Source organism: Flexivirga endophytica (assembly GCF_014640635.1).
In the GTDB taxonomy this organism is placed as follows: domain Bacteria; phylum Actinomycetota; class Actinomycetes; order Actinomycetales; family Dermatophilaceae; genus Flexivirga; species Flexivirga endophytica.
Map to the genome: position 1 here is coordinate 386,338 of NZ_BMHI01000005.1, position 24,215 is coordinate 410,552.

The 24,215-nt window shown below is 67.5% G+C and carries 23 protein-coding genes, 1 tRNA gene and 1 pseudogene; 11 read left to right on the plus strand and 14 right to left on the minus strand.

What is annotated here, in order from left to right; translation table 11 throughout:
• Nucleotides 1–59 precede the first annotated feature (59 nt).
• The 7 genes from IEX71_RS17110 (at nucleotide 60) to IEX71_RS17140 (ending at nucleotide 3,460) form a co-directional block, all read left to right on the plus strand.
• Nucleotides 60–254: a hypothetical protein gene (locus tag IEX71_RS17110; RefSeq protein ID WP_188838242.1), complete on the plus strand. Its 195-nt coding sequence runs from the start codon at nucleotides 60–62 to the stop codon at nucleotides 252–254.
• Nucleotides 255–256: 2 nt separating this feature from the next.
• Nucleotides 257–859 carry a nicotinate-nucleotide adenylyltransferase gene (gene nadD / locus IEX71_RS17115; protein ID WP_268235973.1) on the plus strand — a complete coding sequence of 201 codons (603 nt, stop codon included), beginning with the start codon at nucleotides 257–259 and terminating at the stop codon, nucleotides 857–859.
• A gap of 2 nt (nucleotides 860–861) precedes the next feature.
• Nucleotides 862–1,218, plus strand: a complete 357-nt coding sequence (rsfS, locus tag IEX71_RS17120; RefSeq protein WP_188838244.1) for a ribosome silencing factor — start codon at nucleotides 862–864, stop codon at nucleotides 1,216–1,218.
• A complete protein-coding gene (locus IEX71_RS17125; RefSeq protein ID WP_229749824.1) occupies nucleotides 1,215–1,868 on the plus strand; it encodes a histidine phosphatase family protein in 654 nt (217 codons plus the stop codon). Before rsfS ends, IEX71_RS17125 begins: the two co-directional genes overlap by 4 nt.
• Nucleotides 1,865–2,359, plus strand: a complete 495-nt coding sequence (locus tag IEX71_RS17130; RefSeq protein WP_188838246.1) for a DUF4442 domain-containing protein — start codon at nucleotides 1,865–1,867, stop codon at nucleotides 2,357–2,359. The genes IEX71_RS17125 and IEX71_RS17130 overlap by 4 nt, the downstream gene beginning before the upstream one ends.
• 115 nt (nucleotides 2,360–2,474) lie before the next feature.
• The gene (locus IEX71_RS17135; protein WP_188838247.1) at nucleotides 2,475–3,296 is read left to right on the plus strand and encodes a siderophore-interacting protein; all 822 of its coding nucleotides are present in this window, start codon (nucleotides 2,475–2,477) and stop codon (nucleotides 3,294–3,296) included.
• Between the two features lie 88 nt (nucleotides 3,297–3,384).
• A tRNA-Ala gene (locus tag IEX71_RS17140) sits at nucleotides 3,385–3,460 on the plus strand.
• Nucleotides 3,461–3,621: 161 nt separating this feature from the next.
• On the opposite strand, the gene IEX71_RS17145 is transcribed toward IEX71_RS17140, so the two are convergent.
• From IEX71_RS17145 to IEX71_RS17155, 3 genes are all read right to left on the minus strand, one after another.
• Nucleotides 3,622–5,343, minus strand: a complete 1,722-nt coding sequence (locus IEX71_RS17145; RefSeq protein ID WP_188838248.1) for a PxKF domain-containing protein — start codon at nucleotides 5,341–5,343, stop codon at nucleotides 3,622–3,624.
• Nucleotides 5,344–5,543: 200 nt separating this feature from the next.
• Complete coding sequence (locus IEX71_RS17150; protein WP_188838249.1) at nucleotides 5,544–6,521, minus strand: RNA polymerase subunit sigma-70; 978 nt, start codon at nucleotides 6,519–6,521, stop codon at nucleotides 5,544–5,546.
• Complete coding sequence (locus IEX71_RS17155) at nucleotides 6,511–7,974, minus strand: DHA2 family efflux MFS transporter permease subunit (RefSeq protein WP_188838250.1); 1,464 nt, start codon at nucleotides 7,972–7,974, stop codon at nucleotides 6,511–6,513. The genes IEX71_RS17150 and IEX71_RS17155 overlap by 11 nt, the downstream gene beginning before the upstream one ends.
• A gap of 94 nt (nucleotides 7,975–8,068) precedes the next feature.
• On the opposite strand from IEX71_RS17155, the gene IEX71_RS17160 reads away from it, so the two are divergent.
• Together IEX71_RS17160 and IEX71_RS17165 are read left to right on the plus strand one after the other, a co-directional pair.
• Nucleotides 8,069–8,362 carry a hypothetical protein gene (locus IEX71_RS17160; RefSeq protein ID WP_229749825.1) on the plus strand — a complete coding sequence of 98 codons (294 nt, stop codon included), beginning with the start codon at nucleotides 8,069–8,071 and terminating at the stop codon, nucleotides 8,360–8,362.
• A gap of 93 nt (nucleotides 8,363–8,455) precedes the next feature.
• The gene (locus IEX71_RS17165) at nucleotides 8,456–9,154 is read left to right on the plus strand and encodes a FadR/GntR family transcriptional regulator (RefSeq protein ID WP_188838251.1); all 699 of its coding nucleotides are present in this window, start codon (nucleotides 8,456–8,458) and stop codon (nucleotides 9,152–9,154) included.
• On the opposite strand, the gene IEX71_RS17170 is transcribed toward IEX71_RS17165, so the two are convergent.
• The 5 genes from IEX71_RS17170 to IEX71_RS17190 are packed head-to-tail and all read right to left on the minus strand — an operon-like array spanning nucleotide 9,137 to nucleotide 13,900.
• Entirely contained in the window at nucleotides 9,137–9,982 is an 846-nt protein-coding gene (locus tag IEX71_RS17170) for an amidohydrolase family protein (protein WP_188838252.1), read from the minus strand. The two genes, IEX71_RS17165 and IEX71_RS17170, sit on opposite strands and share 18 nt — an antisense overlap.
• Complete coding sequence (locus tag IEX71_RS17175; protein ID WP_188838253.1) at nucleotides 9,979–10,971, minus strand: aldo/keto reductase; 993 nt, start codon at nucleotides 10,969–10,971, stop codon at nucleotides 9,979–9,981. Before IEX71_RS17175 ends, IEX71_RS17170 begins: the two co-directional genes overlap by 4 nt.
• Before the next feature lie 9 nt (nucleotides 10,972–10,980).
• Entirely contained in the window at nucleotides 10,981–11,730 is a 750-nt protein-coding gene (locus IEX71_RS17180; RefSeq protein ID WP_188838254.1) for an SDR family NAD(P)-dependent oxidoreductase, read from the minus strand.
• Complete coding sequence (locus IEX71_RS17185) at nucleotides 11,730–13,046, minus strand: L-fuconate dehydratase (RefSeq protein ID WP_188838255.1); 1,317 nt, start codon at nucleotides 13,044–13,046, stop codon at nucleotides 11,730–11,732. Before IEX71_RS17185 ends, IEX71_RS17180 begins: the two co-directional genes overlap by 1 nt.
• Before the next feature lie 2 nt (nucleotides 13,047–13,048).
• Entirely contained in the window at nucleotides 13,049–13,900 is an 852-nt protein-coding gene (locus IEX71_RS17190; RefSeq protein WP_188838256.1) for a fumarylacetoacetate hydrolase family protein, read from the minus strand.
• Between the two features lie 129 nt (nucleotides 13,901–14,029).
• On the opposite strand from IEX71_RS17190, the gene IEX71_RS17195 reads away from it, so the two are divergent.
• The gene (locus tag IEX71_RS17195; RefSeq protein ID WP_188838257.1) at nucleotides 14,030–15,052 is read left to right on the plus strand and encodes a hydroxyacid dehydrogenase; all 1,023 of its coding nucleotides are present in this window, start codon (nucleotides 14,030–14,032) and stop codon (nucleotides 15,050–15,052) included.
• 28 nt (nucleotides 15,053–15,080) lie between these two features.
• Here IEX71_RS17195 and allB read toward each other — a convergent pair whose 3' ends face one another.
• The 5 genes from allB to IEX71_RS17220 form a co-directional block, all read right to left on the minus strand.
• Nucleotides 15,081–16,541, minus strand: a complete 1,461-nt coding sequence (allB, locus tag IEX71_RS17200) for an allantoinase AllB (protein WP_188838258.1) — start codon at nucleotides 16,539–16,541, stop codon at nucleotides 15,081–15,083.
• Nucleotides 16,542–17,717, minus strand: a complete 1,176-nt coding sequence (locus tag IEX71_RS17205; RefSeq protein ID WP_188838259.1) for a glycerate kinase — start codon at nucleotides 17,715–17,717, stop codon at nucleotides 16,542–16,544.
• Between the two features lie 102 nt (nucleotides 17,718–17,819).
• Nucleotides 17,820–19,598, minus strand: a complete 1,779-nt coding sequence (gcl, locus tag IEX71_RS17210) for a glyoxylate carboligase (RefSeq protein WP_188838260.1) — start codon at nucleotides 19,596–19,598, stop codon at nucleotides 17,820–17,822.
• On the minus strand, nucleotides 19,595–20,515 hold the full coding sequence (locus IEX71_RS17215) for a 2-hydroxy-3-oxopropionate reductase (RefSeq protein WP_188838261.1): 921 nt from the start codon (nucleotides 20,513–20,515) through the stop codon (nucleotides 19,595–19,597). Before IEX71_RS17215 ends, gcl begins: the two co-directional genes overlap by 4 nt.
• Before the next feature lie 37 nt (nucleotides 20,516–20,552).
• Nucleotides 20,553–21,359 (minus strand): hydroxypyruvate isomerase family protein, encoded by an 807-nt coding sequence (locus IEX71_RS17220; protein WP_373284654.1) that lies wholly within the window; start codon nucleotides 21,357–21,359, stop codon nucleotides 20,553–20,555.
• A gap of 210 nt (nucleotides 21,360–21,569) precedes the next feature.
• Here IEX71_RS17220 and IEX71_RS17225 point away from each other — a divergent pair, with 210 nt between their 5' ends.
• Nucleotides 21,570–22,961, plus strand: a complete 1,392-nt coding sequence (locus IEX71_RS17225) for an NAD(P)-dependent malic enzyme (RefSeq protein ID WP_188838262.1) — start codon at nucleotides 21,570–21,572, stop codon at nucleotides 22,959–22,961.
• 111 nt (nucleotides 22,962–23,072) lie between these two features.
• Here the strand turns inward: IEX71_RS17225 and IEX71_RS17230 are convergent.
• A pseudogene (locus tag IEX71_RS17230) lies at nucleotides 23,073–24,134 on the minus strand (DUF4185 domain-containing protein).
• Nucleotides 24,135–24,215 lie beyond the last annotated feature (81 nt).

Genomic DNA, 24,215 nt, shown 5'->3' on the forward strand with positions numbered 1-24,215 from the left:
CTCCGGCCGGACGCCCGTCGGTGCGAGAAGCTCCCGCCATACCCGATAGGCTGTCCGCCATGAGGTCGTCCCTGGTCCAGATCGCAACAGACTCCACCGTGCCCAAGCTGGAGGAGAATCACCTGCCGATGCCGCACATCCTCTACGGCTTGATCGCGTTCGCCGTGTTCCTGCTGTTGCTCGGCATTCTGTGGACCTTCCGCAACACCGCCGCCAACCTGAGCGACGGCGCCGAAGGCGAGAAGGAGCACTGACCATCCGGCTGGGCGTGATGGGCGGCACGTTCGACCCCATCCACCACGGCCACCTGGTTGCAGCCAGCGAGGTCCAGGCGCGCCTGGACCTCGACGAAGTGGTGTTCGTCCCCACCGGCCAGCCGTGGCAGAAGGAAGGCCGCGGCGTCACCTCCGCCGAGCACCGCTACCTCATGACGGTCATCGCGACCGCGTCCAACCCACGGTTCACCGTCAGCCGCGTCGACATCGACCGGCCCGGACCCACCTACACGGTCGACACGCTGACCGACCTTCGGGAGCAGCGTCCGGATGCCGAGTTGTTCTTCATCACCGGTGCGGACGCGCTCGCCCAGATCCTGTCCTGGCGCGGCGTCGAGCAGATGTGGCCGCTCGCGCAGTTCATCGGGGTGACCCGGCCCGGGCACGTGCTGTCCGACAAGGGACTGCCGCCCGATCACGTCCGGCTGATGGAGGTCCCCGCGATGGCGATCAGCTCCACGGACTGCCGCCAACGCGTCGTCGACGACGAGCCGGTCTGGTACCTCGTGCCGGACGGTGTCGTGCAATACATCGGCAAATACCAGCTCTACAAGCCGGAAGCCGGCGAAGTGAAGGAGGCGTAAGGGTGACCGCGACCGCACGGGCCATCGATCTGGCCAGGGCCGCAGCCGCCGCGGCGGAGGACAAACAGGCGACCTCGGTCGTTGCGATCGACGTCAGCGACCAACTCGGGCTGACCGACGTCTTCCTCGTCGTCTCCGGCGAGACCGAGCGACAGGTGTCTGCGATCGTCGACGCCATCGAGGAGCGCCTGCACGAGTTGGGGAGCAAGCCCATCCGCCGCGAAGGTAACCGCGAAGACCGATGGGTGTTGGTCGATTTCGACGAAATCATCGTGCACGTGCAACACGACGAGGAGCGCGAGTTCTACGCCCTCGAGCGGTTGTGGCGCGACTGCCCGACCATCGACCTCACCGAGTGAACTCCACCCCACCGCGCCGTCTGGTCGTATGGCGCCACGGTGAGACCACCTACAACGCCGCCGGCAAGTGGCAGGGTCAGTTCGACGCGCCGCTGTCCGAGCGTGGCCGCGAGCAGGCCGCCGACTCCGCGGAACTCCTTGCGGGGATGGAGATTTCGCAGATCGTGGCGTCCGACCTGAGCCGCGCCGCGGACACTGCGCGGAGCCTGTCGGAGATCTCCGGCACGCCCGTGGCGTTCGACAAGCGTTTCCGGGAGATCAATGTCGGCAACTGGGCCGGCCTGACGACCCCGGAGATCCGCGTCGAGCACGCCGACACCCTCGCCCGGTTGGCGGCCGGTGAGGACGTGCGTCGTGGCGAGACCGGCGAGACGGTGGTGGAGGTGGCCGAACGCGTCACGCAGGCTGCGCACGAGGTGGTCGCGACCATGCGACCCGGTGAGACCGCGGTCATCGCGACGCATGGCTTCGCCGCACGCGCGCTGTGTGCGTCGCTGACCGGCATACCGCAACAGATCGCGATGCGGTCGTTCCAGGGCATGGGCAATTGCCACTGGGCGCAACTCGTCGAGCACGGCGACGGCTGGCAACTGGCCGGCTGGAACCTTCGGCGGGCGCCGCTCGCCACACCAGGAGCGATGTCCCGATGAACGACAAGAAGTCCTCGAAGTTCGGCGGCCGCCGCACCATCGCACCGCGGTGGTTCGCACGGGCGATGAGCCTCTACCCGCCGTTGCTCGGGGCCGGCATCCGGGTTCGTGAGTTCTCCGACGACTGGACGGTGTGTCGCACCGAGTTGCGGCTGAGCCGCTTCAACCGCAACCAGCAGGGCACGGCGTTCGGCGGGTCGATCGGCTCGATGTCCGACGCGTTCTTCGCGCTGCTGCTGTGGAACCAGCTCGGCAAGGGCTACTACGTCTGGGACACCAAGGCCGAGATCGACTACCTCAGTCCGGGTGTGTCGACCGTGCACGGGCGTTTCGAGGTGCCGCGTGAGGTGGCCGAGCAGATCCGTGCCGAGGCCGAGTCCGGTCAGAAGGTGCTGCACTGGTTCGAGACCGACCTGACGCTGGATGACGGCACCGTGGTGGCACGCGTCCGCCGGCAGGTCTACGTGCGCAAGCGCCCCGCAAAGTCCTGACCGGCGTCAGACCCGTTCGGCGAGGTCGCGGAGCGAAATAGATCGCGCCGGCCTCCGGCACTGGCTCGGCAGGTCGCTGGTAACTTAGGTTCACCTAAACTTGAGGAGTCACTGCATGCCACGCAGTCGTGTGCCGCACGCCCTGCACGTCGTCTCGACCGAGACGATCACCCCACACCTGATCCGCGTCTGGTTCGCCGGCGACGGTTTCACGGCGATCGCCGCCAGCGCTCACACCGACGCCTACGTGAAGTTGGTGTTCCTGCAGCCCGGCGTCGACTACCCGCGACCGCTCGATCTTGGCGTGGTGCAGGAGATGTTTCCACCCACTGCGCAACCCGTGCTGCGGACCTACACGATCCAGCAGGTCGACGTCGAGAAGCACCGGTTCGCAGTCGATTTCGTCATACATGGTGATGAGGGCGTCGCAGGTCCGTGGGCTACGAAGGCGCAGCCGGGGGACGAACTGCCGATGATGGGCCCCGGCGGTGGCTATGCACCGAGCACCGATGCCGACTTCCATCTCCTGATCGGCGACGAGACCGCGCTGCCGGCGATCAGCGCGGCGCTGCGGGCGATGCCTGCGGCCGCACGAGGGGTGGTGTATGCCGAGACCGGTGAGGCTTCCGACGAGGTGACGCTGCCACTTCCGGAGGGCTTCGAGGTGCACTGGGTGCGTCGGGTCGGTGACGATCACTCGCCGCTCGCCGAGGCGGTCCTGTCCGCGCCGTGGCCGGACGGTGTGGTCCAGGTCTTCGCGCACGGCGAGGCCGAGGTCATCATGCGGCGGCTGCGTCCCTACCTGCGCAAGGAGCGTGGCGTCCCGGCGGCGTTGGCGTCGATCTCGGGCTACTGGCGCCACGGCCGCACCGAGGAGGGGTTCCGCACCTGGAAGCGTGACCTGGCTGCGGAGGACGCCGCCGCGCCCGTGGGTTGACGCTCGCCGGTCGAGCCCGATTTGGTCCAGCAGCTACTCGCTGGCTACAGTATGTCGGTCGCCGGTTCTCCGGATCGACACCCACTCTGGGGCATTGGCGCAGTTGGTAGCGCGCTTCCATGGCATGGAAGAGGTCAGGGGTTCGAATCCCCTATGCTCCACCAGATCGCCAAAAAGGGACCAGGCATTTCTTGCCTGGTCCCTTTTCTCGTTCTTCTGGACTCAACTGCACAGCGCACCGAAGAGGCCACGCCGAGTTCGATGCTCGGCGTGGCCTCTCGGGTATGACGTTCGGGCCAGTGTTTTTCCCGGACGGATTGATCGATTACTTCAGCGCAACGCTGACGAAGATCGTGCTGCCGTCATCGAGCGCGACCCCGATGCGCCAGTAGTTGCCGCTCTGGCTCTTGTCCGTCTTGTAGTTGTAGATGTACTGCTGGCTCGTCGCATCCCACTTGAACACCGAGCCCGATGAGGCGGTGGCAAGGTATGTCGACTCGTCGACGGTGACGGTCGAGGCGAGCGCCGAACCCTTCGCCGGCGTCAGCCAGCTCGGCGCCACGGCCGCCTGGACCGGGGTCCCGTTCGCGTCGAACAGCTGGAACTTCACCGGGATGGTGGAACCTGCCTTGAAGACGCTCGTGGTCTGACCGACGAAGTGCGCGGTGTCGTTGATCGGCTGCAGGAACCCGCCGAAGGCGTAACCCACGTGATAGCTGCATTGCGCCGCACCGCTCAGGTGCCCGACGTTGTCGGCCGCAGTCCCGGCGGGGACGGCGACGGTGTGATCGCCGACCGTCGAGGTGTCGAGCGGGACCGAGCCGGAGGAGGCGGTGGCGAGACCCGAACCGACGTCGGACGCGGTCCACGAGGCTGTCGCGGTCGAGTCGTTGAGCACGACGTTCGTGGGGCAGTTCGCCTCCACCGTTGGGGCCGTCGCATCGACATACCCGTCCAGGGAGGCCTCTGCGGACGAGTTACCGGCGTGGTCGGTGGCGTGTCCCTGTGCGTGGAACACGCCGGTGGAGCTGAACGACTCTGACGGGGTGACGGACGCGACTCCGCTGCCCGCACTGCCATCCGTCAGGTTCGCGTCACCAGCAGCGGCGAACAACACCGTGACGCTGTCCTTGTACCAGTTGTTCCCGGTGCCATCGGTGTATGCCGGCGCCGAATCCGTCGATGCGGTAGGCGAATTCGGCGCGGTCTCGTCGACGACTACGACCGGAGTGCCGTCGATGGCGAACGCGCTGGTCGCGCCGTGGTTGTCGGTCGCCTGCACCTGGTAGCGCCAGCTGCCCTCGGCCTCGCCGGTGAATGAGTAGGAGTTCGCCGTGAGGCCGGTTGCGACGTCCGTCCAGTTCGTGTCGTCGGCGTCGCGCTTTTGCAGCGCGTAGGTGACGACGTCACCTACGTCCGGGTCGGTGGCAGCGGCCCAGGCGATCGTGAAGGCCCCGGTGTTGTTCGGCGTCGTGGACGAGGCGTCGAGTGTCGGAGCGCCCGGCGCGGTCGGCGCGTGGTTGCTGTCGGCGACCTTCACGTAGCCGACGGCCGGCGAGGTGTCCGCCGTCAACCCTTGGCTTCCGGTGCCCGCGACGGTCAGTGTCCCCGTGGACCCGCCCGGCGTCCCTGCTGCGACGACCAGGTCTGCCGTCACCACGAACGGGTTCGTGGAGCAGCCGAGCGCCGGACTGGGCTGGGTGCAGTCACTGCTGTAGTTGGTGCCGGGCGAGAAGTGGAGGGTCTGCAGGTCGGCGGTGTTCGTCGAAGCGGTGATGGTGCCGTCGGCAGCCATGAAGTACTTCGTCGTGACGGTTGCCGTCCCTGACCGAGCGCTCGGCAGATTCCCGGTGGCGGTGATCGAGATGGTGAAGGAATTGTCGCCGACCGAGACGATCGACGGAGCGCTGAGGCTCGTGCTCACGGTGGCGCTGGTGTCCAGGTCGGCGGCGTATGCCGTTGAGGCCGACGCAATGGCGAGAGTGGCGGCTGCTCCGGTGACCAGGAGAGTTTTCGGGGCTGCAAAGCGCAGTATCAATGGATGCATGCGGAAGGTTTAGCAGTGGCCATGCATCACCCGTATATAAATTGCAAAAAGCAGTAAAGACGCAAAGATCGTATGGCGACATATTATGACGAATAGCCGCGATTCCGTGACTTTCCTCGATTATTCACCGAATTCGAAGCCGTGCGCCCCATTCGGCGAATTGTTGCAACGTGAGGCGGGTGGTCATGTCGGTCCCCTCCTCATCGGGCCCACAGTGTGTGGGGCAACGAGAAGCTGTCGAAGAGTCCCGCGTCCAGGAAGACGGTGACTCGGGAGATCGCCCCGTCCTCCGATTCGATCACGTGGATCGCGTGCGCGGTGAAACTGCCGCCGGCCGACGGGCTGTAGGTGGCGAGGGCAGGCAAGCCGTTCGCGGAGGTGGGCAGCGCTCGCGATGGTTCGTGGAAGACGCGTCGTCGATGGTGATCCAGCACCGCTTCCCGGCCGACGAACCACACCGGGTGGGGAGGCATCTCGTACTCGACGTCCGCGCGCAGCAACTCGGTGAGTAGTGCGATGTCCGCGGACTCGAAAGCCTGCAGGTAGCGTCCCAGCACGGCCTCATCGGGCGTCGGGCCTGTGGTGGTCCCACCCATGGAGGGCCGGCGGGCGTGGATCGTGTCCCTGGCACGTTGCAACAAGCTGCGGGCGGCGGTCACCGTGATCGACAGGAGGTCGGCCGCCTCGGCCGGACTGTATGCCGCGACATCGACCAGGATCAGCACAGCGCGCTGGCGCGCCGGCAGTGTCTGGAAGGCTGCGATGAGCGCCAGTCGGGTGCTCTCCTGCAGCGCGACCACGGCATCCGGGTCGCTGGGATTGGCCGTCAGGGCGGCTGTGGGGGCCGGCTCCAGCCAGTCCACGGTCTCCAGCCGTCTCAACTGGGCATGCTCCGAGTCATCGGTGCCCGAGCCGAGACCGGAAGGGAGCACTCGTCGGTTGCTGCTTCCGAGCGCGGTCAGGCAGGTGTTCGTGGCGATGCGGTAGAGCCAGGTCCGTAGCGACGAGCGCCCGTCGAATCGCGGATAACCGCGCCAGGCCCGCAGCAACGTTTCCTGCACGAGATCCTCGGCGTCATGCACAGATCCGACCATCCGGTAGCAGTGCGCCAGGAGTTCGCGGCGATAAGGGTCGGCGAGTTCGGCGAAGGCTTCGTCCGGTCGATTGTCAACGGACACCGAGGTTCTCCTTCGGACCGATTGTCAGGTCTTCCACCGCGACCTCGGGAGCGTTGCCCGCGTCAGTCCGTCCGGGCCGAGTCGGCACGAAGAGCGCACACAGTGCGCCGAGACCGGCCAGAACACCAGCGGCGACCATGGCCGCAGCGAATCCGGACGCGAATTGCGTTGGGGTCCGGTCACTTCCGTGCGCTGCAAAGACTGCTGCGAGAACCGCGATGCCCAGCGCTCCGCCCACCTGTCGCAGCACGTTGAAAGTGCCGGCCGCCTTGCCCATTGAGGACGACGGTGTGGAGCTCATCGCGGTCGCCTGTTGCGCGGGCATCGCGAGCGAGGTCCCGAAACCGGAGATCACCAGGCCGACGGCCGTGGCGCCATACGACTCGTGCTGGTGTGCGGTCACCGCGATCCACCCCATGCCCAGACCCTGCAGCAGCAGCCCGACCGAGATCAGCCGTCGGGCGCCGACACGGTCCTGAAACCGTCCTGCCAGGGGTGCGACGATGAAGAGCAGGACGGTCCACGGCAGGAATCGCAGACCAGCATCCAGCGGTGAGTAGCTGAGCCCCACCTGGAGATATTGGGCGAGGAAGAAGACGGTGCCGAAGAGCGATGCTGTCAGCAGCAGAGCGGAGACGTTCGCCGCGGCGAACTCCCGGTTCGCGAAGATGCGTACCGGCAGCATCGGCTCGACCCGGCGTAGCTCCCACCCGATGAACAACATCAACAGCACACCTCCACCGATCAGGGTGCCCAACACTTCCGTGCTGGACCAGCCTGCGGGGCCGGAGCGGACCAGCGCCCAGACGATCGCGCACATGGAGGCCGCGGACAACAGCAGGCCGACCGGATCCGGACCGGACGGTGTGCCCTTGACCTCGCCGAGCTTAACCGCGGCGAGCGGTAGTACGAGGGCGATGACCGGCAGGTTGATCCAGAAGATCCACTGCCAGGCGATGCCCTGTGCGACCGCGCCGCCGACCAATGGGCCACCGACGACGGCCAGGCCCATGACCGCGGCATACAGGCCCATCGCGGCTCCCCGCTTCGCGACGGGCGTCGCCCTGGTCAGCAGGGTCAGTGACGCGGGGGAGATCAGCGCCGCGCCGGCACCCTGTATGACGCGTGCCGCGATCAGCACCCCCACGTCCGGAGCGAGCGCGCAGGACGCGGATGCGACCGCGAAGACGATCAGGCCCGTCAGGTAGACCCGCTTGTGGCCGAGACGATCGCCCAGGTCGGACGCCGGCAGCAGGAGCGCGGCGAAGCTGAGGCTGAACGCATTGACGGTCCATTCGAGGGAGCTCATCGAGGCGCCCAGATCGGCTCGGATGCGTTGCAGCGCCGTTGCCACGACGAGTTGGTCCAGTGCGACCACCAGGGCGGCTGCGGCGGTGAGCACCAGCACCCAGCCGAGTGATGCGCGTGGTTTGGTCGGTCCGGTGATCTGCATGAGAGGTCCTCCACGAGTTCAGTTGTTGGTATCGACTTCTCGCGAGCCCGATCTTCACCGGTGAAAGCGGCGGCGATCTCCGGTCTACCTGCGCATGACCATCTTTCAAGCCATCCGGTACACCACTCATCCAGCGGACATCGCCGAGAACGAGCGCTTGGTGCGGGCCGTGTATGACGAACTCGCCGACTCCGCCCCCGAAGGGTTCCGCTACGCGACGCTCCGACTGGGGGACAGCACCTTCCTGCATCTGGCCGCCGCCGACGGCGAACCACCGTTGCCGTCGCTGACCGCATTCCAAGAGTTCAGAGCGGAATTGCCGCGTCGGGTCGAGGCACCGCCGCAACGGGATGACGTGCTGATGGTGGGCAACTACCGACTCCTGTGATTGCCGCGGTGCGTGAATCCGGGCGCGGACACGGATCCGCGATACTTGGTGCGACGCGTGCACCAGCAGCGCACACCGACCGTGGGAGGTTCCGTGGCAGTCACCGACGACGCCATCACCAGGATCAAGCAGATGATCATGGACGGCGAGCTGACTCCCGGTGCGAAACTGCCGCGCGAGGGAGACCTCGCCGAGCGGCTCGGCCTGTCGCGCAATTCGCTGCGTGAAGCGGTGCGTGCGCTGTCGCTGATCCATGTGCTCGACGTGCGGCAAGGCGACGGCACCTACGTCACCAGTCTCGAGCCCCGGCTGCTGCTGAGTGCCATGGAGTTCGTCGTCGACTTCCACCACGACGACACCGTGCTGCACTTCCTGGAGGTGCGCCGCATCCTGGAGCCGGCGGCCACGGCCGCAGCCGCAGCGAAGCTGACCGATGCCGAGATCGATGCGCTCGCAGCGCATCTGGACAGCTTGCCGGATGACCCGACGCCCGAGGAGCTCGTCGACTCCGACCTGGTCTTCCACCGCGCGATCGCCAAGGGATCGGGCAACCCGGTGCTCGCCTCGTTGCTGGAGACGATCGCCGGGCCGACGCATCGCGCGCGCATCTGGCGTGGGCTGACCCAGCAACGCGCCACCGAGCAGACCATCCGCGAGCACCGTCAGATCCTGTCCGGACTCCGTGCCCGGCAGCCCGATGTCGCCGCGGCAGCGGCCGTCGTACACATCGCGGGGGTCGAGGACTGGTTGCGTCGGGCCGCCGCGGCCGAACCGTCAGTCGCGGGGGAGTGAGTAGAACCGTTGCGCAGTCGCGCCGAGTGGTTCCTCGCCGGCGCGTGAACGCACCAGCTCGGTGATGGTGCGCCAACTGCGCTCGACCGGGCCGGCGAGTTCGGCCACCGGCCAATCGGAGCCGACCATCACCCGTCCCGGACCGAAAGCGTCCAGCACCGTGTCGACCACCGGCGCCAGGTCCGCTGATCGCCAATGATCCCAGTCGGCTTCGGTCACCAATCCGCTGAGCTTGACCATGACGTTGTCCTGCTCGGCCAACGTGCGCACCCACTGGGACCAGGCCTCCAGCGCACCGCTCGCGAGAGGTGGCTTCCCGGCATGATCGAGCACGATGGGCGTGTCCGGGCAGGCACGGGCGAGTTCCAGCGCGGCAGGCCACTGCGGTGTCTGCACCAGCAGGTCGAAGGTCGAACCCGCGGCGCCGATGCGTTGTATGGCGCGCAGCACCTCCGGGCGCAGCGCCCATTCCGGATCGGGTTCGTCCTGGATCTGGTGCCGGACGCCGGCGAGCAGCTCGCCTCCGGGCGACTCGCGGAGTGCTTCGAGCCGGTCGGCCACATCGTCGGCGGTGAGGTCGATCCAGCCGACAACACCGACGATCAGGCCATCGGATCCAGCTGCGGTGGAGAGGAATTCCCGGGTCTCACGCTCATCGGCGACCGTCTGCACGAGCACGGTCCGGTCGACGCCGAGCTCCGCTGCGACGCGACGCAGATCGTCCAGGTCGTAGCGTCGACGGATCGGAGCGAGGTCGTCACCGGCGAGGAACGGGTAGTCTCGCAGCAGTGGATCCCACAGGTGCTGATGCGCATCGATCGTCGTCACGCCAGCACCTCGGCCACGGCCTCCGAGAGGAGCCCCTCGCGGACGAGCTGCTGCCACAACTCGGGCGGTATGGCGCTCCCCGCCGCCGCAGCATCCGCAGCGACCTCCTGCGGGGACTGCATGCCCAGGACGACGCTCGCCACCGCGGGATGCAGCAGTGGGAACTGCACGGCTGCCGCAGGAAGTGTCACGCCGTGCTCCCGGCATACACTCGCCAATCGCCTTGCCCGATCGATGATTCCACGGTCGGCAGGCTCGTAGTCGTAGGTCGCGTCGTCCGGCGGCTCCGGTTGCGTCAGGATGCCGGAGTTGAAGACGCCCGCGGCCAGCACCGCGACCTCACGCTGGAGCGCGATAGGGAGCAGATCGGCCGCAGCCGACTGGTCGAGCAACGTGAACCGGCCGGCACACATGACGACGTCCACGTCGCAGCGCCGCACGAATTCGGTCAGCATCGCGGACTGGTTCATGCCGACGCCGATGGCATCCACCAGGCCCTCGTCACGCAACCGGACGAGTTCGGGGATCGACTGCTCCACGGCCTGCTCCCAGACCTCGTCCGGGTCGTGCAGCAGCGCCACCTGCACGTGGTCCACGCCGAGTCGCACCAGGCTGTCCTCGAGGCTCCGGCGGATCCCCGCTGCTGAGTAGTCGCGCACCCGGCGGTAGCGGGCGGGCACGTCGAAACCCTCGGTGTCACGTGACCACGGGGCGTCGAGCGGCTCCAGGACGCGACCGACCTTGGTGGAGATCATCACGTCCGGCGTCTCCCGCACCCAGGTGCCGACGCGCTCCTCGGACAGCCCGAGACCGTAGTGCGGGGCGGTGTCGACATAGGTGATGCCCGCGGCGGCAACGGCAGCACACGTATGTTGGGCCTGCTCGTCGGAGATCGCGTGATAGAGGTTGCCCAGACTCGCGGCGCCGAACCCGACCGAGCTGATCGAGACCTGCGGCCGGCGCGGCAACGGGACGCGGCGCGGGGTCATGCGCAAGGCTCAGCTGGGTCGGACGCGGAGGCCGTACATGCCGCCGTCCACCGCGAGCACCGTGCCCGTCGTCGAACTCGAGCCCGGTGACGCGAGGTAGCAGATCGCCTGGGCGACGTCGGCAGCCGACACCAGCCGACCAGTGGGCTGCCGAGCCTCCAGCGCGGCGCGCTCCGCCGCCGGATCGGCCGCGGCCTCCAGTAGGCGACCCACCCACGGTGTGTCGGCCGTGCCGGGATTGACGCAGTTGATGCGTATGCCCTCGCGGACATGGTCGGCGGCCATCGCCAGGGTCAGCGCCTGGACCGCACCCTTGCTTGCGCTGTAGAGCGCCCGCTGCGGCAGCCCCGCCCAGCCGGCGATCGAGCAGGTGTTGACGACCGCAGCATGTTCCGACGTGCGCAGGTGGGACAGCGCCGCACGTGTCACTCGCACGATGCCGAGCACGTTGATGTCCAGCACCCGGTGCCACTCGTCGTCGGAGTTCGCGGTGACGTCGCCCTGCGCGCCGATGCCCGCATTGTTGACCACGACATCAATGCCGCCACCCTGCTCGGCCGCGGCCTCGACCGCTGCACGCACCTCGTCGTCCTGCGACACGTCGCACCGTATGCCGAAGGTGCCCTCCGGAGCCCCGGACGGGTCCAGGTCGAGCACCGCCACCTGTGCCCCGCGCGCGTGCAGCAGCTCCGCGGTCGCCCGGCCGATGCCGCTGCCACCGCCGGTGACCAGAGCCTTGATGCCGTCGTACTCACCCATCAGTTGCCTCCGGAGTTGATCTCGGCCCACACCGAACCGTCGGGGAATTCGTAGTCGTGCAAAGCCTTTTCATGCATCTCCGAGGAGAAGCCAGCTGCTGTCGGTGCGGCATACCGCCCCTGCGACACGACGGTAGGCGTCACGAACATCTCGTGCAGATGATCGACATACTCGATCACCCGATCCTCCATCGATCCGGAAACCGCGACGAAGTCGAACATCGACAGATGCTGCACCATCTCGCAGAGTCCGACCCCACCGGCGTGCGGGCAGACCGGTTTGCCGAACTTCGCGGCCAACAGCACGATCGCGATGTTCTCGTTGACCCCGCCGACCCGGGCCGCGTCGAGCTGCACGAAGTCGATCGCCTCGGCCTGCAGCAGCTGCTTGAAGATGACTCTGTTCTGGGCGTGCTCGCCCGTGGCCACCTTGACCGGGTGCACGCCCTTGCGGATCCGAGCATGTCCGAGCACGTCGTCGGGGCTGGTCGGCTCCTCGATCCAGTAGGGATCGGTGGGTGCGAGAGCACGGGTCCACGCGATCGCGTCCTCGATGTCCCAACGCTGGTTGGCGTCGATAGCGATCCGGATATCGGGCCCGACGGTCTTGCGTGCCAACGTCATCCGGCGAATGTCGTCCTGCAGGTCGGCGCCGACCTTCAGCTTGATCTGCGTGAAGCCGTCCGCGACCGCCTCGGTCGCCAGGCGGGCCAGCTTCTCGTCGGAGTAACCGAGCCAGCCCGGCGTGGTCGTGTATGCCGGGTAGCCGCTCCGGAGCAGCTGCACCTCACGCTCGGCCCGCCCGGGTTCGGCGGCACGGAGGATCTCCAACGCCTCCTCGCGGGTGAGGGCATCGGACAGATAGCGGAAGTCGACGAGGTCGACCAGCTCCTCCGGGGAGAGGCGGCCGAGCAACTGCCACAGTGGCAACCCGGCACGCTTGGCGCGCAGGTCCCACAACGCGTTGAGCACTGCGGAGATGGCCATGTGCATGACGCCCTTCTCCGGTCCGAGCCAACGCAATTGGCTGTCACCGATCAGCGCTGCGGACGTCGCACCGAGGTCCGTGAGCAACGGCTCGACCTCCTTGCCGACCAATGCGGGTTCGAGCGCGCGGATGGCCGCGACCGCGACCTCGTTGCCGCGGCCGATGGTGAAGACGAAACCGTGCCCGGACAGGTCGTCGCCCGCATCGGTGTCGACGACCACGTATGCCGCGGAGTAGTCGGGGTCGGCGTTCATCGCGTCCGATCCGTCGAGCGACAGCGACGTGGGGAAACGCACGTCCACCGTGCGCAGCGCGGTGATCCTCGACATCGTCAGGCCTGCTCGAAGGTCTGTCGCATGCGTCCGAGGCCTTCGATCTCCGCCTCCACGACGTCGCCGTCGCGCAGGTAGGGCTTCGGGTCCGTCATACCGAGAGCGACACCGCTCGGTGTGCCGGTGTTGATGACATCGCCGGGGTGCAGCACCATGAACTGGCTCAGGTAGTGCACGATCGTCGGCACATCGAAGATCAGCTGGTCGGTCTTGCTGTCCTGGCGGCGAGACCCGTTGACGGACAGCCGGATCGGTGCAGCTGCCGGATCGAAGTCATCGGGCGTGACGAGCCACGGGCCGAGTGGATTGAACGCCTCGCAGCTCTTGCCCTTGTCCCACTGGCCGCCACGCTCGAGCTGGAACTCGCGCTCCGACACGTCGTGGGACACGGCGTAGCCGGCGATGTGCGCAGCCGCGTCCTGCGGGCTCGCGACGTAGCGCGCGGTGCTGCCGATGATGATCGCCAGCTCGACCTCGTAGTCGGTCTTGGTGCTGCCGCGGGGGATCGGCACGGTGTCATCGGGACCGACCACCGTCCACGGATCCTTCATGAAGATGATCGGCTCGGCTGGGATCTCGGCGCCGGTTTCGCGGGCGTGATCGCGATAGTTCAGACCGATGCAGACGACCTTGCCGGGGCGCGCGACCGGGGGACCGATCCGCTGACCGGCGAGGTCCAGCGCCGGGAGGTCGCCGCCGGCGACAGCGGCAGCGACACGCTCGAGCGTGCCGGGGTCGAGGGTGCGATGGTCGAGGTCCTGCACCACGGAGGAGATGTCGACGGCAGACCCGTCCGCCGCGAGTGCCGCTGGACGTTCGGCTCCCGGGGGACCGACACGAAGCAAGCGCATGGAGACCAACTTTCACAAACATCGGAGGAATCAACAGAAATTTAGCAGGAAATCAGGTGGGATGGACGCCGTTGGTTACAAAGAGCCGATGAATAACCGGTTGGCATGGTGTGGTGGTATGCCGGTGTGATGGCTGGCGCTGATCGACCCTTGGTGTGCTTCGCGATGTCCGACGTGACCTACCGGACGATGTTCGACGAAGCGACCCTCGTCCGGCTCCGGGGGACCGCCACGGTGCTCACGGACGATGCCGGTGGACCGCTCCTGGTGCAGAGCTTCGACGGGGCGGTCGACCTTCGACAGGTGGAGGTGCTGGTCACCGGCTGGGGCGTCCCACGCATCGACGCCGAGGTGTTGGGCCGTCTCGATCACCTGCGCGCCATCGTGCACGCCGCCGGATCGGTCAAGGCGTTCCTGGACGCAGCGGTGTGGGACGCCGGAGTCCAGGTGTCCACCGCGGCCGATGCCAACTCCGTCCCGGTGGCCGAATTCACCCTGGCAACAGTGGTGCTCGCGTGCAAGCGATTCTCGCGACACGTGGCGGCATACCGGGAGACAGGTGACAAGCGATCGTTCGGCGAGGAGCGTCTGCCACACGGCACGCACGGCATCACCATCGGCGTCGTCGGTGCTTCGCGCATCGGCCGTCGGGTGATGGACCTGTTGGGTGTGCTCGATGTGTCCGTGCTCGTCAGTGATCCGTTCCTGGCCGAGGACGAGGCGCGACAGCTCGGGGCGACACTCGTCGAGTTGCCGGACCTGTTGCGGCGCAGCGACGTGGTGACGCTGCACGCCCCGGCGATCCCGGAGACACATCACCTGCTCGATGACCGCATGCTCGCGATGATGCGCGACGGCACGGTCCTGATCAACACCGCACGAGGCAGTCTGGTCGACACGGCGGCGCTCGAACCTCACGTCGCATCCGGTCGGCTCGACGCCTACCTGGATGTGACCGAACCCGAACCACTGCCGGCGGACAGCCCACTCTTCCGGATGCCGAACGTCGTTCTCACGCCACACATCGCAGGGTCGATGGGCAACGAGGTCCTGCGGATGGGCGCGACGGCGGTCGACGAGGTCGAGCGTCTGGCCCAGGGGCATCCGCTGCGCTACCCGGTCCGGGCGAGCGAGCTGACCCGCATCGCCTGAGGTCGCCCGGACCGGCGGCGGCCGGGACTCAGTCCTCACCACGCTCGAGCAGACGCCCGGTCGGGTGCTCGTTGTCGACCACGGCACCGCGCACGAAGGTGGTGCGGACGACACCGGAGAGGCGCTTGCCGTCATACGCGGACACGGGGTTCTTGTGCTGCAATTGCGTTGCGTCGACGACGAACTCGTCATCCGGGGCGAAGACCGCCAGATCTGCGTCGTTCCCGAGAGCGATCCGGCCCTTGTTGCGCAAGCCGATCCGTTCGGCCGGCCGCGCGGTCATCCATTCCGACACCGTGGCCAACTCGATGCCACGTCGCCGTGCCTCCGTCCAGATTGCGGGCAGGGCGAGTTGGACCGATGCGATGCCGCCCCAAGCCGCTCCGAAGTCACCGTGCTCGAGGTCCTTCAGCTCGACGGTCGACGGTGAGTGATCGGATGCGATGTAGTCGATGGTGCCGTCCGCCAGTGCCTCCCAGAGCAATTCGCGGTTCTCTGCTTCCCGGATCGGCGGACAGCACTTGTATGCCGTACCGCCGTTCGGGACGTCTTCCGCGGTCAGCGTCAGGTAGTGCGGGCAGGTCTCGGCCGTGATGTCGACGCCGTCGGCCTTGGCGGAACGGAGCGTCGACAGGGCGTCGGACGACGACAGGTGCAGGATGTGGGTGCGGGCACCCGTGCGGCGGGCGCGCTCGGCGACCGCGGCGATCGCGAGGTTCTCAGCCTCCCGGGGACGCGACGACAGGAAGTCCGCGTAGCGGTTGCCGTGCGGGGCGACCGCGCCGTCGATCGTCGCGGCGTCCTCGGCGTGGACGATCATCAGCCCGTCGAAGCCCGCCAACGTCTCGAGATAGTCCTGCAGGGCGTCGGGGGTCAGCGGCGGGAACTCGTCCACTCCCGAATGCAGCAGGAAGCACTTGAAACCGAAGACACCCCTCTCGTGCAGCGCCCGGAGCTGTTCCTGGTTGCCGGGCACGGCGCCGCCCCAGAAGCCGACGTCGACGAACGTCTGGCCGGTGGCGACGAGGCGCTTGTAGTCCAGTGCCGGCACGGTGACCGTCGACGGGATCGAGTTGAGCGGCATGTCGATGATCGTCGTCACGCCCCCCGCGGCGGCAGCCCGCGTCGCGGTCCAGAAGCCCTCCCAGTCGGTGCGTCCGGGTTCGTTCACGTGCACGTGTGCATCGATGACGCCGGGCATCAGCACCTCGTCGTCCGCCAGGGTGACCACGTCCGGAGCCTGCAAGCCGGTGCCGAGCGTTTCGATGGCGCTGATGCGGCCGCCGGCGATGCCGATCTCCCGAGGTGCTTCACCTTCCTCGGTGAGGACGCGTGAGCCGCGGATGACGAGCTCGAGCGCCCCCGGGGTGTTTGCGGACGCCGGTGCCGCTGCGCGCGGATCACCGTGGGATGCAATGAATTCAGCGATCTGTTGCTCGACAGCCTTCGGTTGGTTGACTGCAGCGAGCAGTGACGTGGTGTCGGTCATTCAGGCCTCCTCAGGCGCGGGTTCGCTGGTGATGTCCTCACTCGGCGCGGCGGTCCTCGTCCATTGTCCGATGCGTTCGCCGATGGTGGTCAGCAGAGGTGCGGCATCGGCGATGCTGCGGTTGATGTCGGGCTCGAGCTCGGCGAGCGTCCACACCGCGTCGAAGCCGGCCGCTCGTTCCTCGTCGGGGGACAAGGAGCTGACTCCGCACACGGCGACCACTGCGGGCACGCCCACCGCACGTGCGATTCGGGCCACGCCTACGGGGGTCTTGCCGCCCAGACTCTGCCGGTCCAGACTGCCTTCGCCGGTGATCACCAGATCTGCACCACGCACCCGGCCGCGCAGGTCGACGAGGTCGGCGACGAGCTCCAGGCCGGTCTCCGGGCTCGCCCCGAGCACGGTGAGGGCAGCGAAGCCGACGCCGCCGGCGGCACCGGCTCCGGGGGTCTCGATCGCATCCCGGAGGTCGTGTTCCTGCGCGACACCGAGCACGCGGGCGAAGTTCGCGAGTGCGGAGTCGAGTTGGAGCACCTGCTGCGGGTCGGCGCCCTTCTGCGGCCCGAAGGTGTGCGCGGCACCGGTGTCGCCCAGCAGCGGGTTGTCGACATCGAGCGCGACCACGAACTCGGTCGTGCGGATCCGAACATCGAGTGCCGACAAGTCGATTCGTGCGACGTCGGCCAATGCACCGCCGCCGTCGGGGACCGGCGATCCAGCAGCGTCGAGCAGCCGCGCGCCGAGCGCTGCCATCAGGCCCGCGCCGCCGTCGGTGCAGGCGCTGCCACCCACGCCGAGCACGATGCGCGAACAGCCGGCGTCGAGGGCGGCGCGGATGAGTTCGCCGGTGCCTCGGCTTGTCGCCGTGAGCGGGAGCAGCCCGTCCGGTGGCAGCAGTGCGAGTCCCGACGCGGTCGCGAGCTCGACGACGGCGGTTCCTGCATCGATCGCGAGCGTCGCATCGACGGGGGACCCGTCCGGGCCGGTGACCCGGCGCGTCGACTCCGAGAAGCCGGCACGCACGGCGGCGTCGAGGGTTCCGTCGCCGCCGTCGGCCATCGGCACCAGGTCGATGGTGCATGACCCGGCGGCCTGGAGACCGCCGGCGACGGCCTCGGCGACTCCGTCGGCTGACAGTGAGCCCTTGAACTTGTCAGGGGCGATGACCACGCGCACTCTGTACTCCGATCGTCGGTCGAGGACGGGGTTGAAGACTCGTTGTCCATCTTCGACCCACCATGGTGCTCCGGAGCGGACTTCGGCCCTACCGGCCGACCGTCAGCCGATCGGCAGGATGGCGGTGGGTGCGTCGGCCGCGGACTCCGCGACGGCCTCGAACTCGTTGATCGCGTCGATGCCCGCAGCTCCCATGGAGATGTTGGTGATGCGCTCCAGGATGACCTCGACGACGACAGGGACCGCGAGTTCTTGCGCCATCGCGCCGGCCTTCCGCAGTGCCGTCTCCAGGTCGGCGGGGTCGTGCACGCGAATCGCCTTGCATCCCAAGCCTTCGATGACCTTGAGATGGTCCACGCCATACCCCTCGACCTCGGGGGAGTTGATGTTCTCGAACGCCAGCGACACCTGGTAGTCCATGTCGAAGCCACGCTGCGACTGCCGGATCAGGCCGAGATAGGAGTTGTTCACCAGCACGTGGACGTAGCCGATGTTGTGCTGCGCGCCGACAGCGAGTTCCTCGATGAGGAACTGGAAGTCGTAGTCACCCGACAGCGCGACGACCTGGCGGTCGGGGTGCGCGGTGGCCACCCCGAGAGCGGCCGGCAGCGTCCAGCCGAGAGGTCCGGCCTGGCCGCAGTTGATCCAGCGGCGCGGGCCGAAGACGTGCAGCAGTTGGGCGCCGGCGATCTGCGACAGTCCGATCGTCGACACATAGGTCGTCTCCCGGTCGAATGCGGCGTTCATCGCCTCGTAGACCCGCTGCGGCTTGATCGGGATGTTGTCGAAGTGCGTCTTGCGCTGCAGGGTCGCCTTGCGCTGCTGGCACTCCTTCGCCCAGACGGCGTGGTCCGGCAGCGGTCCGGCCGCCTGCAACCGTTTGGCCGCAGCGAGGAACGCGTCGAGGAAGGCGCCGGCGTCAGAGACGACCCCGTAGTCCGGCGCGAAGACCCGGCCGATCTGGGTCGGCTCGATGTCGACGTGCACGAACGTGCGGCCCTGCCGGTAAACGTCGAGCGCGCCGGTATGGCGGTTGGCCCACCGGTTGCCGACCCCGAGGACGAAGTCGGAGGCGAGCAGGGTCTCGTTGCCGTAGCGGTGTGCCGTCTGCAGGCCGACCATGCCCGCATGCAGCGGGTGGTCGTCCGGGATGACGCCCCAACCCATCAGGGTGGGAATCACCGGTATGCCGAGCAGCTCGGCGGCCTCGACCAGCTTGTCGGAGGCATCGGCGTTGATGATGCCGCCACCGGCGATGATCACCGGACGCTCCGCCGCGAGCAACAGGTCGAACACCTTGGCGATCTGTCCTGGTGTCGCCGCCGGTCGGGTGACCGGCAGCGGCTCGTAGGTGTCGATGTCGAAGTCGATCTCGGTCTGTTGCACGTCGATCGGCAGGTCGATCAGCACCGGGCCCGGCCGGCCCTCGCGCATCAGCCAGAAGGCCTTCGCGAACGTGCCGGGCACCTGGGCGGCTTCCTTGACCGTGACGGCCCATTTGGTCACCGGAGTGGCGATCGAGGCGATGTCGACGGCCTGGAAGTCCTCCTTGTCCAACTTCGCGATCGGTGCCTGCCCGGTGATCGCCAGGATGGGGATGGAGTCGGCCGATGCGGAGTAGAGCCCGGTGATCATGTCGGTGCCGGCCGGGCCGGAGGTGCCCAGGCAGACACCGATGTTGCCGGCCGCGGCGCGGGTGTAGCCCTCGGCCATGTGCGAGGCGGCTTCCACATGGCGGGCCAGCACGTGCTGCATGCCGCCGTGACGTCGCATCGCCGCGTAGAACGGGTTGATGGCAGCTCCCGGCAGACCGAATGTCTGTGTGGCGCCTTCCTTTTCGAGGATCAGGACGGCGGCGTCGACCGCTTGCATGCGTGTCATTTCGCCTCTCCTTCGTTCTTCGTGCTGCGGCCGGACAGTTGCTCGACGAGGAGCAACAGTGCGGAGTGGTCGAGGCCGCCATGGCCGAGGTTGCGCAGGTCCTGCACGAGCTGCGCGGTCTGCGCGCCGAGCGGTATGGCGACACCTGCCGCACGGGCAGAATCGAGCACGATGCCCATGTCCTTGTGGTGCAGGTCGATCCGGAAGCCGGGCTGGAACTCGCGCTTGATCATCGAGGCCGCCTTGCGGTCCAGGATGCGGTTGCCCGCGAGACCGCCGGCCAGGACCTCCACGGCCGCGGTCGTGTCGACGTCATACGCCTCGAGAAAGACGAGTGCTTCGGCGACAAGTTCGATGGTGCCCGCGACGATCAGTTGGTTGGCGGCCTTGACGGTCTGTCCCGATCCGCTCGGCCCGACGTGAACCACCGTCTTGCCAACGGTTTCGAGGATCGGGCGGATCGCCTCGAGGTCGCCCGCATCGCCACCGACCATGATCGACAGCGTGCCCTCCACGGCTCCCGCCTCGCCACCGGAGACCGGTGCGTCCAGCGCCTTCAGGCCTGCCGCGGCCGCCTCGGCGGCGACCTCGCGGGCGATGTCCGGGCGGATGGTCGAGCAGTCGATCCAGGTCGCACCCGCCTTGGCGGACGCGATCAGTCCGGCCTCGTCACCCTCGCCGCGTGCGAGGGCTGCGACGTCGGGGGAGTCGGGGACCATCGTGATGATGACGTCGGCATCCCGCACCGCGTCAGCGACCGACGTGGCACCCTTGCCACCGGCCGCGACCAGCTTGTCGATGGCGTCCTGACTGCGGTTGTAGCCGGTGACCTGGTAGCCCGACTGCACGAGGTTGGCGGCCATCGGGGCACCCATGATGCCCAATCCGATGACGGCGACCGATGTGGTGTTGCTCATGACTTGGCTCCTTGAAAACGTATGGCGAACAGGGGATTCAGCGCTGCAGCCAGGCGAACGGGTTGCCGTCGCCGGCGAGGTACTCCAGGCCGATCGGCCCGTCGTAGCCACCGCGCTGCGCGGCGGCGATCCACTCGTCGAGTGGCAGCTCTCCGGTGCCCGGGGCGCCGCGGCCGGGGGAGTCGGCGATCTGGATGTGCCCGAAGTCCGCCGCGTGGCCGGCGATGACCTGCGCGACGTCGTCGCCGTTGACCGCGAGGTGATAGAAGTCCGCGAGCAGCTTGACGTTGCCCACGTCGACCGAGTCGATGACGGCGAGCGCGTCGGCGGCCTTCTTGAGCGGGTAGGAGTCCGCGCCGGAGACCGGCTCGAGCAGGACCGTGCCGCCGATGGCGTCGACGGCCTTGGCGGCATACGTCAGGTTGTCGCGTGCGGCCTCGGCCTCCGCCTCGGTGTCACGAGACGGGTCGTGCAGTCCGTAGAGCGCGTTGAAGTGCCGGCAGCCCAAGCGCTTACCGATGTCGACGACGAGCTCGACGTTGGCGTGGAACTCGTCGCGGCGCTCGGGGTTGCTGACGATGCCGCGCTCGCCGGCCGGCATGTCGCCCGCGAAGAAGTTCAACCCGGTCAGCTGGACACCGGCGTCCTGGACGGCACCGACGAAGGCGTCGACCTCCCCGCCGGACGGCGTTGCGGTCTGGGGCCAGGGCCACCAGAACTCGACTGCATCGAAGCCGGCCTCGCGGGCGGCGGCCGGCCGCTCCAGCAGCGGACGGTCGGTCAGCAGGATCGAGGCGTTCACGGTATGGCGGGTCATGCCGGCGACCTTTCCAAGAAGTTTCATGATGCGGAATAACAATATCGAATAGTGAAAGTGTGCCAAGATGAATCGCGTTCCGTCAAGGGGCATCGGTCGGCACCGTCCGGCGGCGTCCGCATTGCGTCGCATCCGCCCCGTGCGGTGGGCATGCGGCATACTGCGACGAAATTCGGGCGGCAGTCGCGCCCCGCACTGGCACGATTTCTGATGAACGACACAAGATCGGAGAGCTACATGACTCACACCAGCCCCGGATACTCGGTGACGCTGCGCGTCGGCCTCACGCCCGGGCAGCGCACGGCCAGTGACCTCGCTGCCGCGGTCGCCGACGCGGGTGCGTCGGTGACCGCACTGGACGTCACGGAGTCGACTCCTGATGGCCTGGTGGTCGACGTGACATGCGACACGACCGACGAGAACCACGCTGAGCGGATTCGCGAATCACTCGTGTCCGCAGGCGGATACGACGTTCGGAAGGTGAGTGACCGGACCTTCCTGATGCACATCGGCGGCAAGCTGTCGGTGGAGCCGAAGGTCGAGCTGCGCACGCGTGACGATCTGTCCCGCGCCTACACCCCCGGTGTTGCTCGGGTGTGCCTGGCGATCGCGAACAACCCGGAGGACGCTCGGCGACTGACGATCAAGCGCAACACCGTCGCGGTCGTCACGGACGGCACTGCGGTCCTCGGGCTCGGCGACATCGGTCCGGCCGCGGCCTTGCCGGTGATGGAGGGCAAGGCGGCGCTGTTCAAGCAGTTCGGGGGCGTCGACGCCTGGCCGGTCTGCCTGGACACGACCGACACCGAGGAGATCATCTCCATCGTCAAGGCGTTGGCTCCGGTCTACGGCGGAGTCAACCTCGAGGACATCGCTGCGCCCCGTTGTTTCGAGATCGAGCGTCGGCTGCGCGAGGAGCTCGACATCCCCGTCTTCCACGACGACCAGCACGGCACCGCCATCGTGGTGCTCGCAGCGCTCATCAACGCGTTGCGCGTGGTCGACAAGAAGATCGAGGACGTGCGCATCGTCATCTCCGGTGTTGGCGCGGCCGGGCACGCGATCATCAAGTTGCTCGGTGCCCAGGGTGCCTCGGACATCGTCGGGTGCAGTCGATCCGGCGCGATCCACCGGGACGGGGACTACAAGGACGAGCACCGGGTGTGGATCGCCGAGCACACGAACCCGCGTGGCGTGACCGGATCGCTCTCCGACGCGCTCGTGGACGCCGATGTATTCATCGGCGTCTCCGGTCCGAACATCTTGGGCGAGAAGGACATTGCGCGGATGGCCGACAACTCGATCGTCTTCGCCCTTGCCAACCCGGATCCGGAGGTCCCGGCCGCCGAGGCTGCCAAACACGCCGCCGTGGTCGCTACCGGTCGCAGCGACTTCCCCAACCAGATCAACAACGTGCTGGCGTTCCCGGGGCTCTTCCGCGGCTTGTTGGACGCCTCGGCGCACAAGATCAGCACCCCGCTGCTGGTCGCCGCGGCACGGGCCATCGCCGACTCCGTCGGACCCGGCGAGCTCAACGCGAGTTACATCGTGCCGAGCGTCTTCGACGCCGACGTGGCGCCGGCGGTCGCCGACGCCGTGCGCCGTACCGTCGAGGAAGAGCGCCGCTGACCTTCTCGAGAGCGGGTGAAGCAGGGCGGGTTCCAACGGAACCCGCCCTGTTTCGACGCAGGGACGTTGTCACCCGATTTGGCCGGTCAGGCTACTTCTCTTCGTGGCAGGTCAGACGGCGAGCCCGCCGATCCGGTATTGCATGAAGCGGTAGTTGGTGTCGTCATACCACTGGCTGACCACCAGCTCGAGATCGGCCAGGCTGGAGCCGGGGATGATGAAGCCACCGTACGGCGCGCACACGACGTTGCCGCCCTGCATGTTTGCAGGGCCGTTGACAATGAGTGTCTGCTTCGGTGCAGTGAACACGTTGCCCAGCGGACTGTCGAGCACCTGCGCGTAGATGGTCGAACCCTCCAGGTAGGTCAGCACGAAACGTCCTTCGATCTGCCGGAAACAGATCTCACCCCAGCCGCGGGGAGTGGTGATGGTGGACGCCGGATTGCCCTATGCCCAGGCGCCGTTCGCGTAACCCCAGGGTTCGTATGACGACGGCGTGCCGACCTCCGCGTGCGGCACGCGGTGCAGCAGCAGCCCTGACGTCGTGCCACGGTTGAAGACGCTGGACAGCACGTAGCAGTAACCGTCGTCGGCGACGGCATACGTCTTCTGCTGGAACTGCCCACCGAGCAGGTCACCGGGCCACTGGCACAGATAGGTCCAGGTGTTGCCGTTGTCCTCGGACTTCCAGAAGTCGGTGTGGTCGGTCTGATAGATGACGCCTCGCATCAGGTGCATGTACATCGTGTTGCCGATGGTGAAGACGTCGCTCGGGATGGCTGTGGTGTAGCCGCCGTCGACGGGTATGTGGCCCTCGGGGACCAGGCCGACCGCCGAGCTGCCGCCCACTGCGCTGTCAATGGTGAGAGATCCGAGAATGCTGCTGCTGGAACGCAATCCGACCGGTGCGCGCCAGTTGCCACCGTGGATGTCCGGGCCGTCGAATGAGTCGCCACCGACGAAGAGCATCGACCCGTCCGGGCACCTGGCCGGTATGCCGAGGTCGGACCACGGGGTGGCGAACTGCCCGGTCTGAGCGGGTCCGCTGAGGTCCTGGATCTTCGTAGCGCCGGTGGCGGCGGCAGCGGGTCTGCGTGCGGCGCTGACGCCCAGTACTCCGGTGAGAGCGGCGGTCATACCTGAGCCCAGGACGGCGCGGCGAGTGGGTTTCATGGTTGCTCCTCGTAGCTACCAGGAAAAGGAACGTGCATGGTAAACGATCGTGAGATAACGATTACCGTCTCGAGTGTGGTC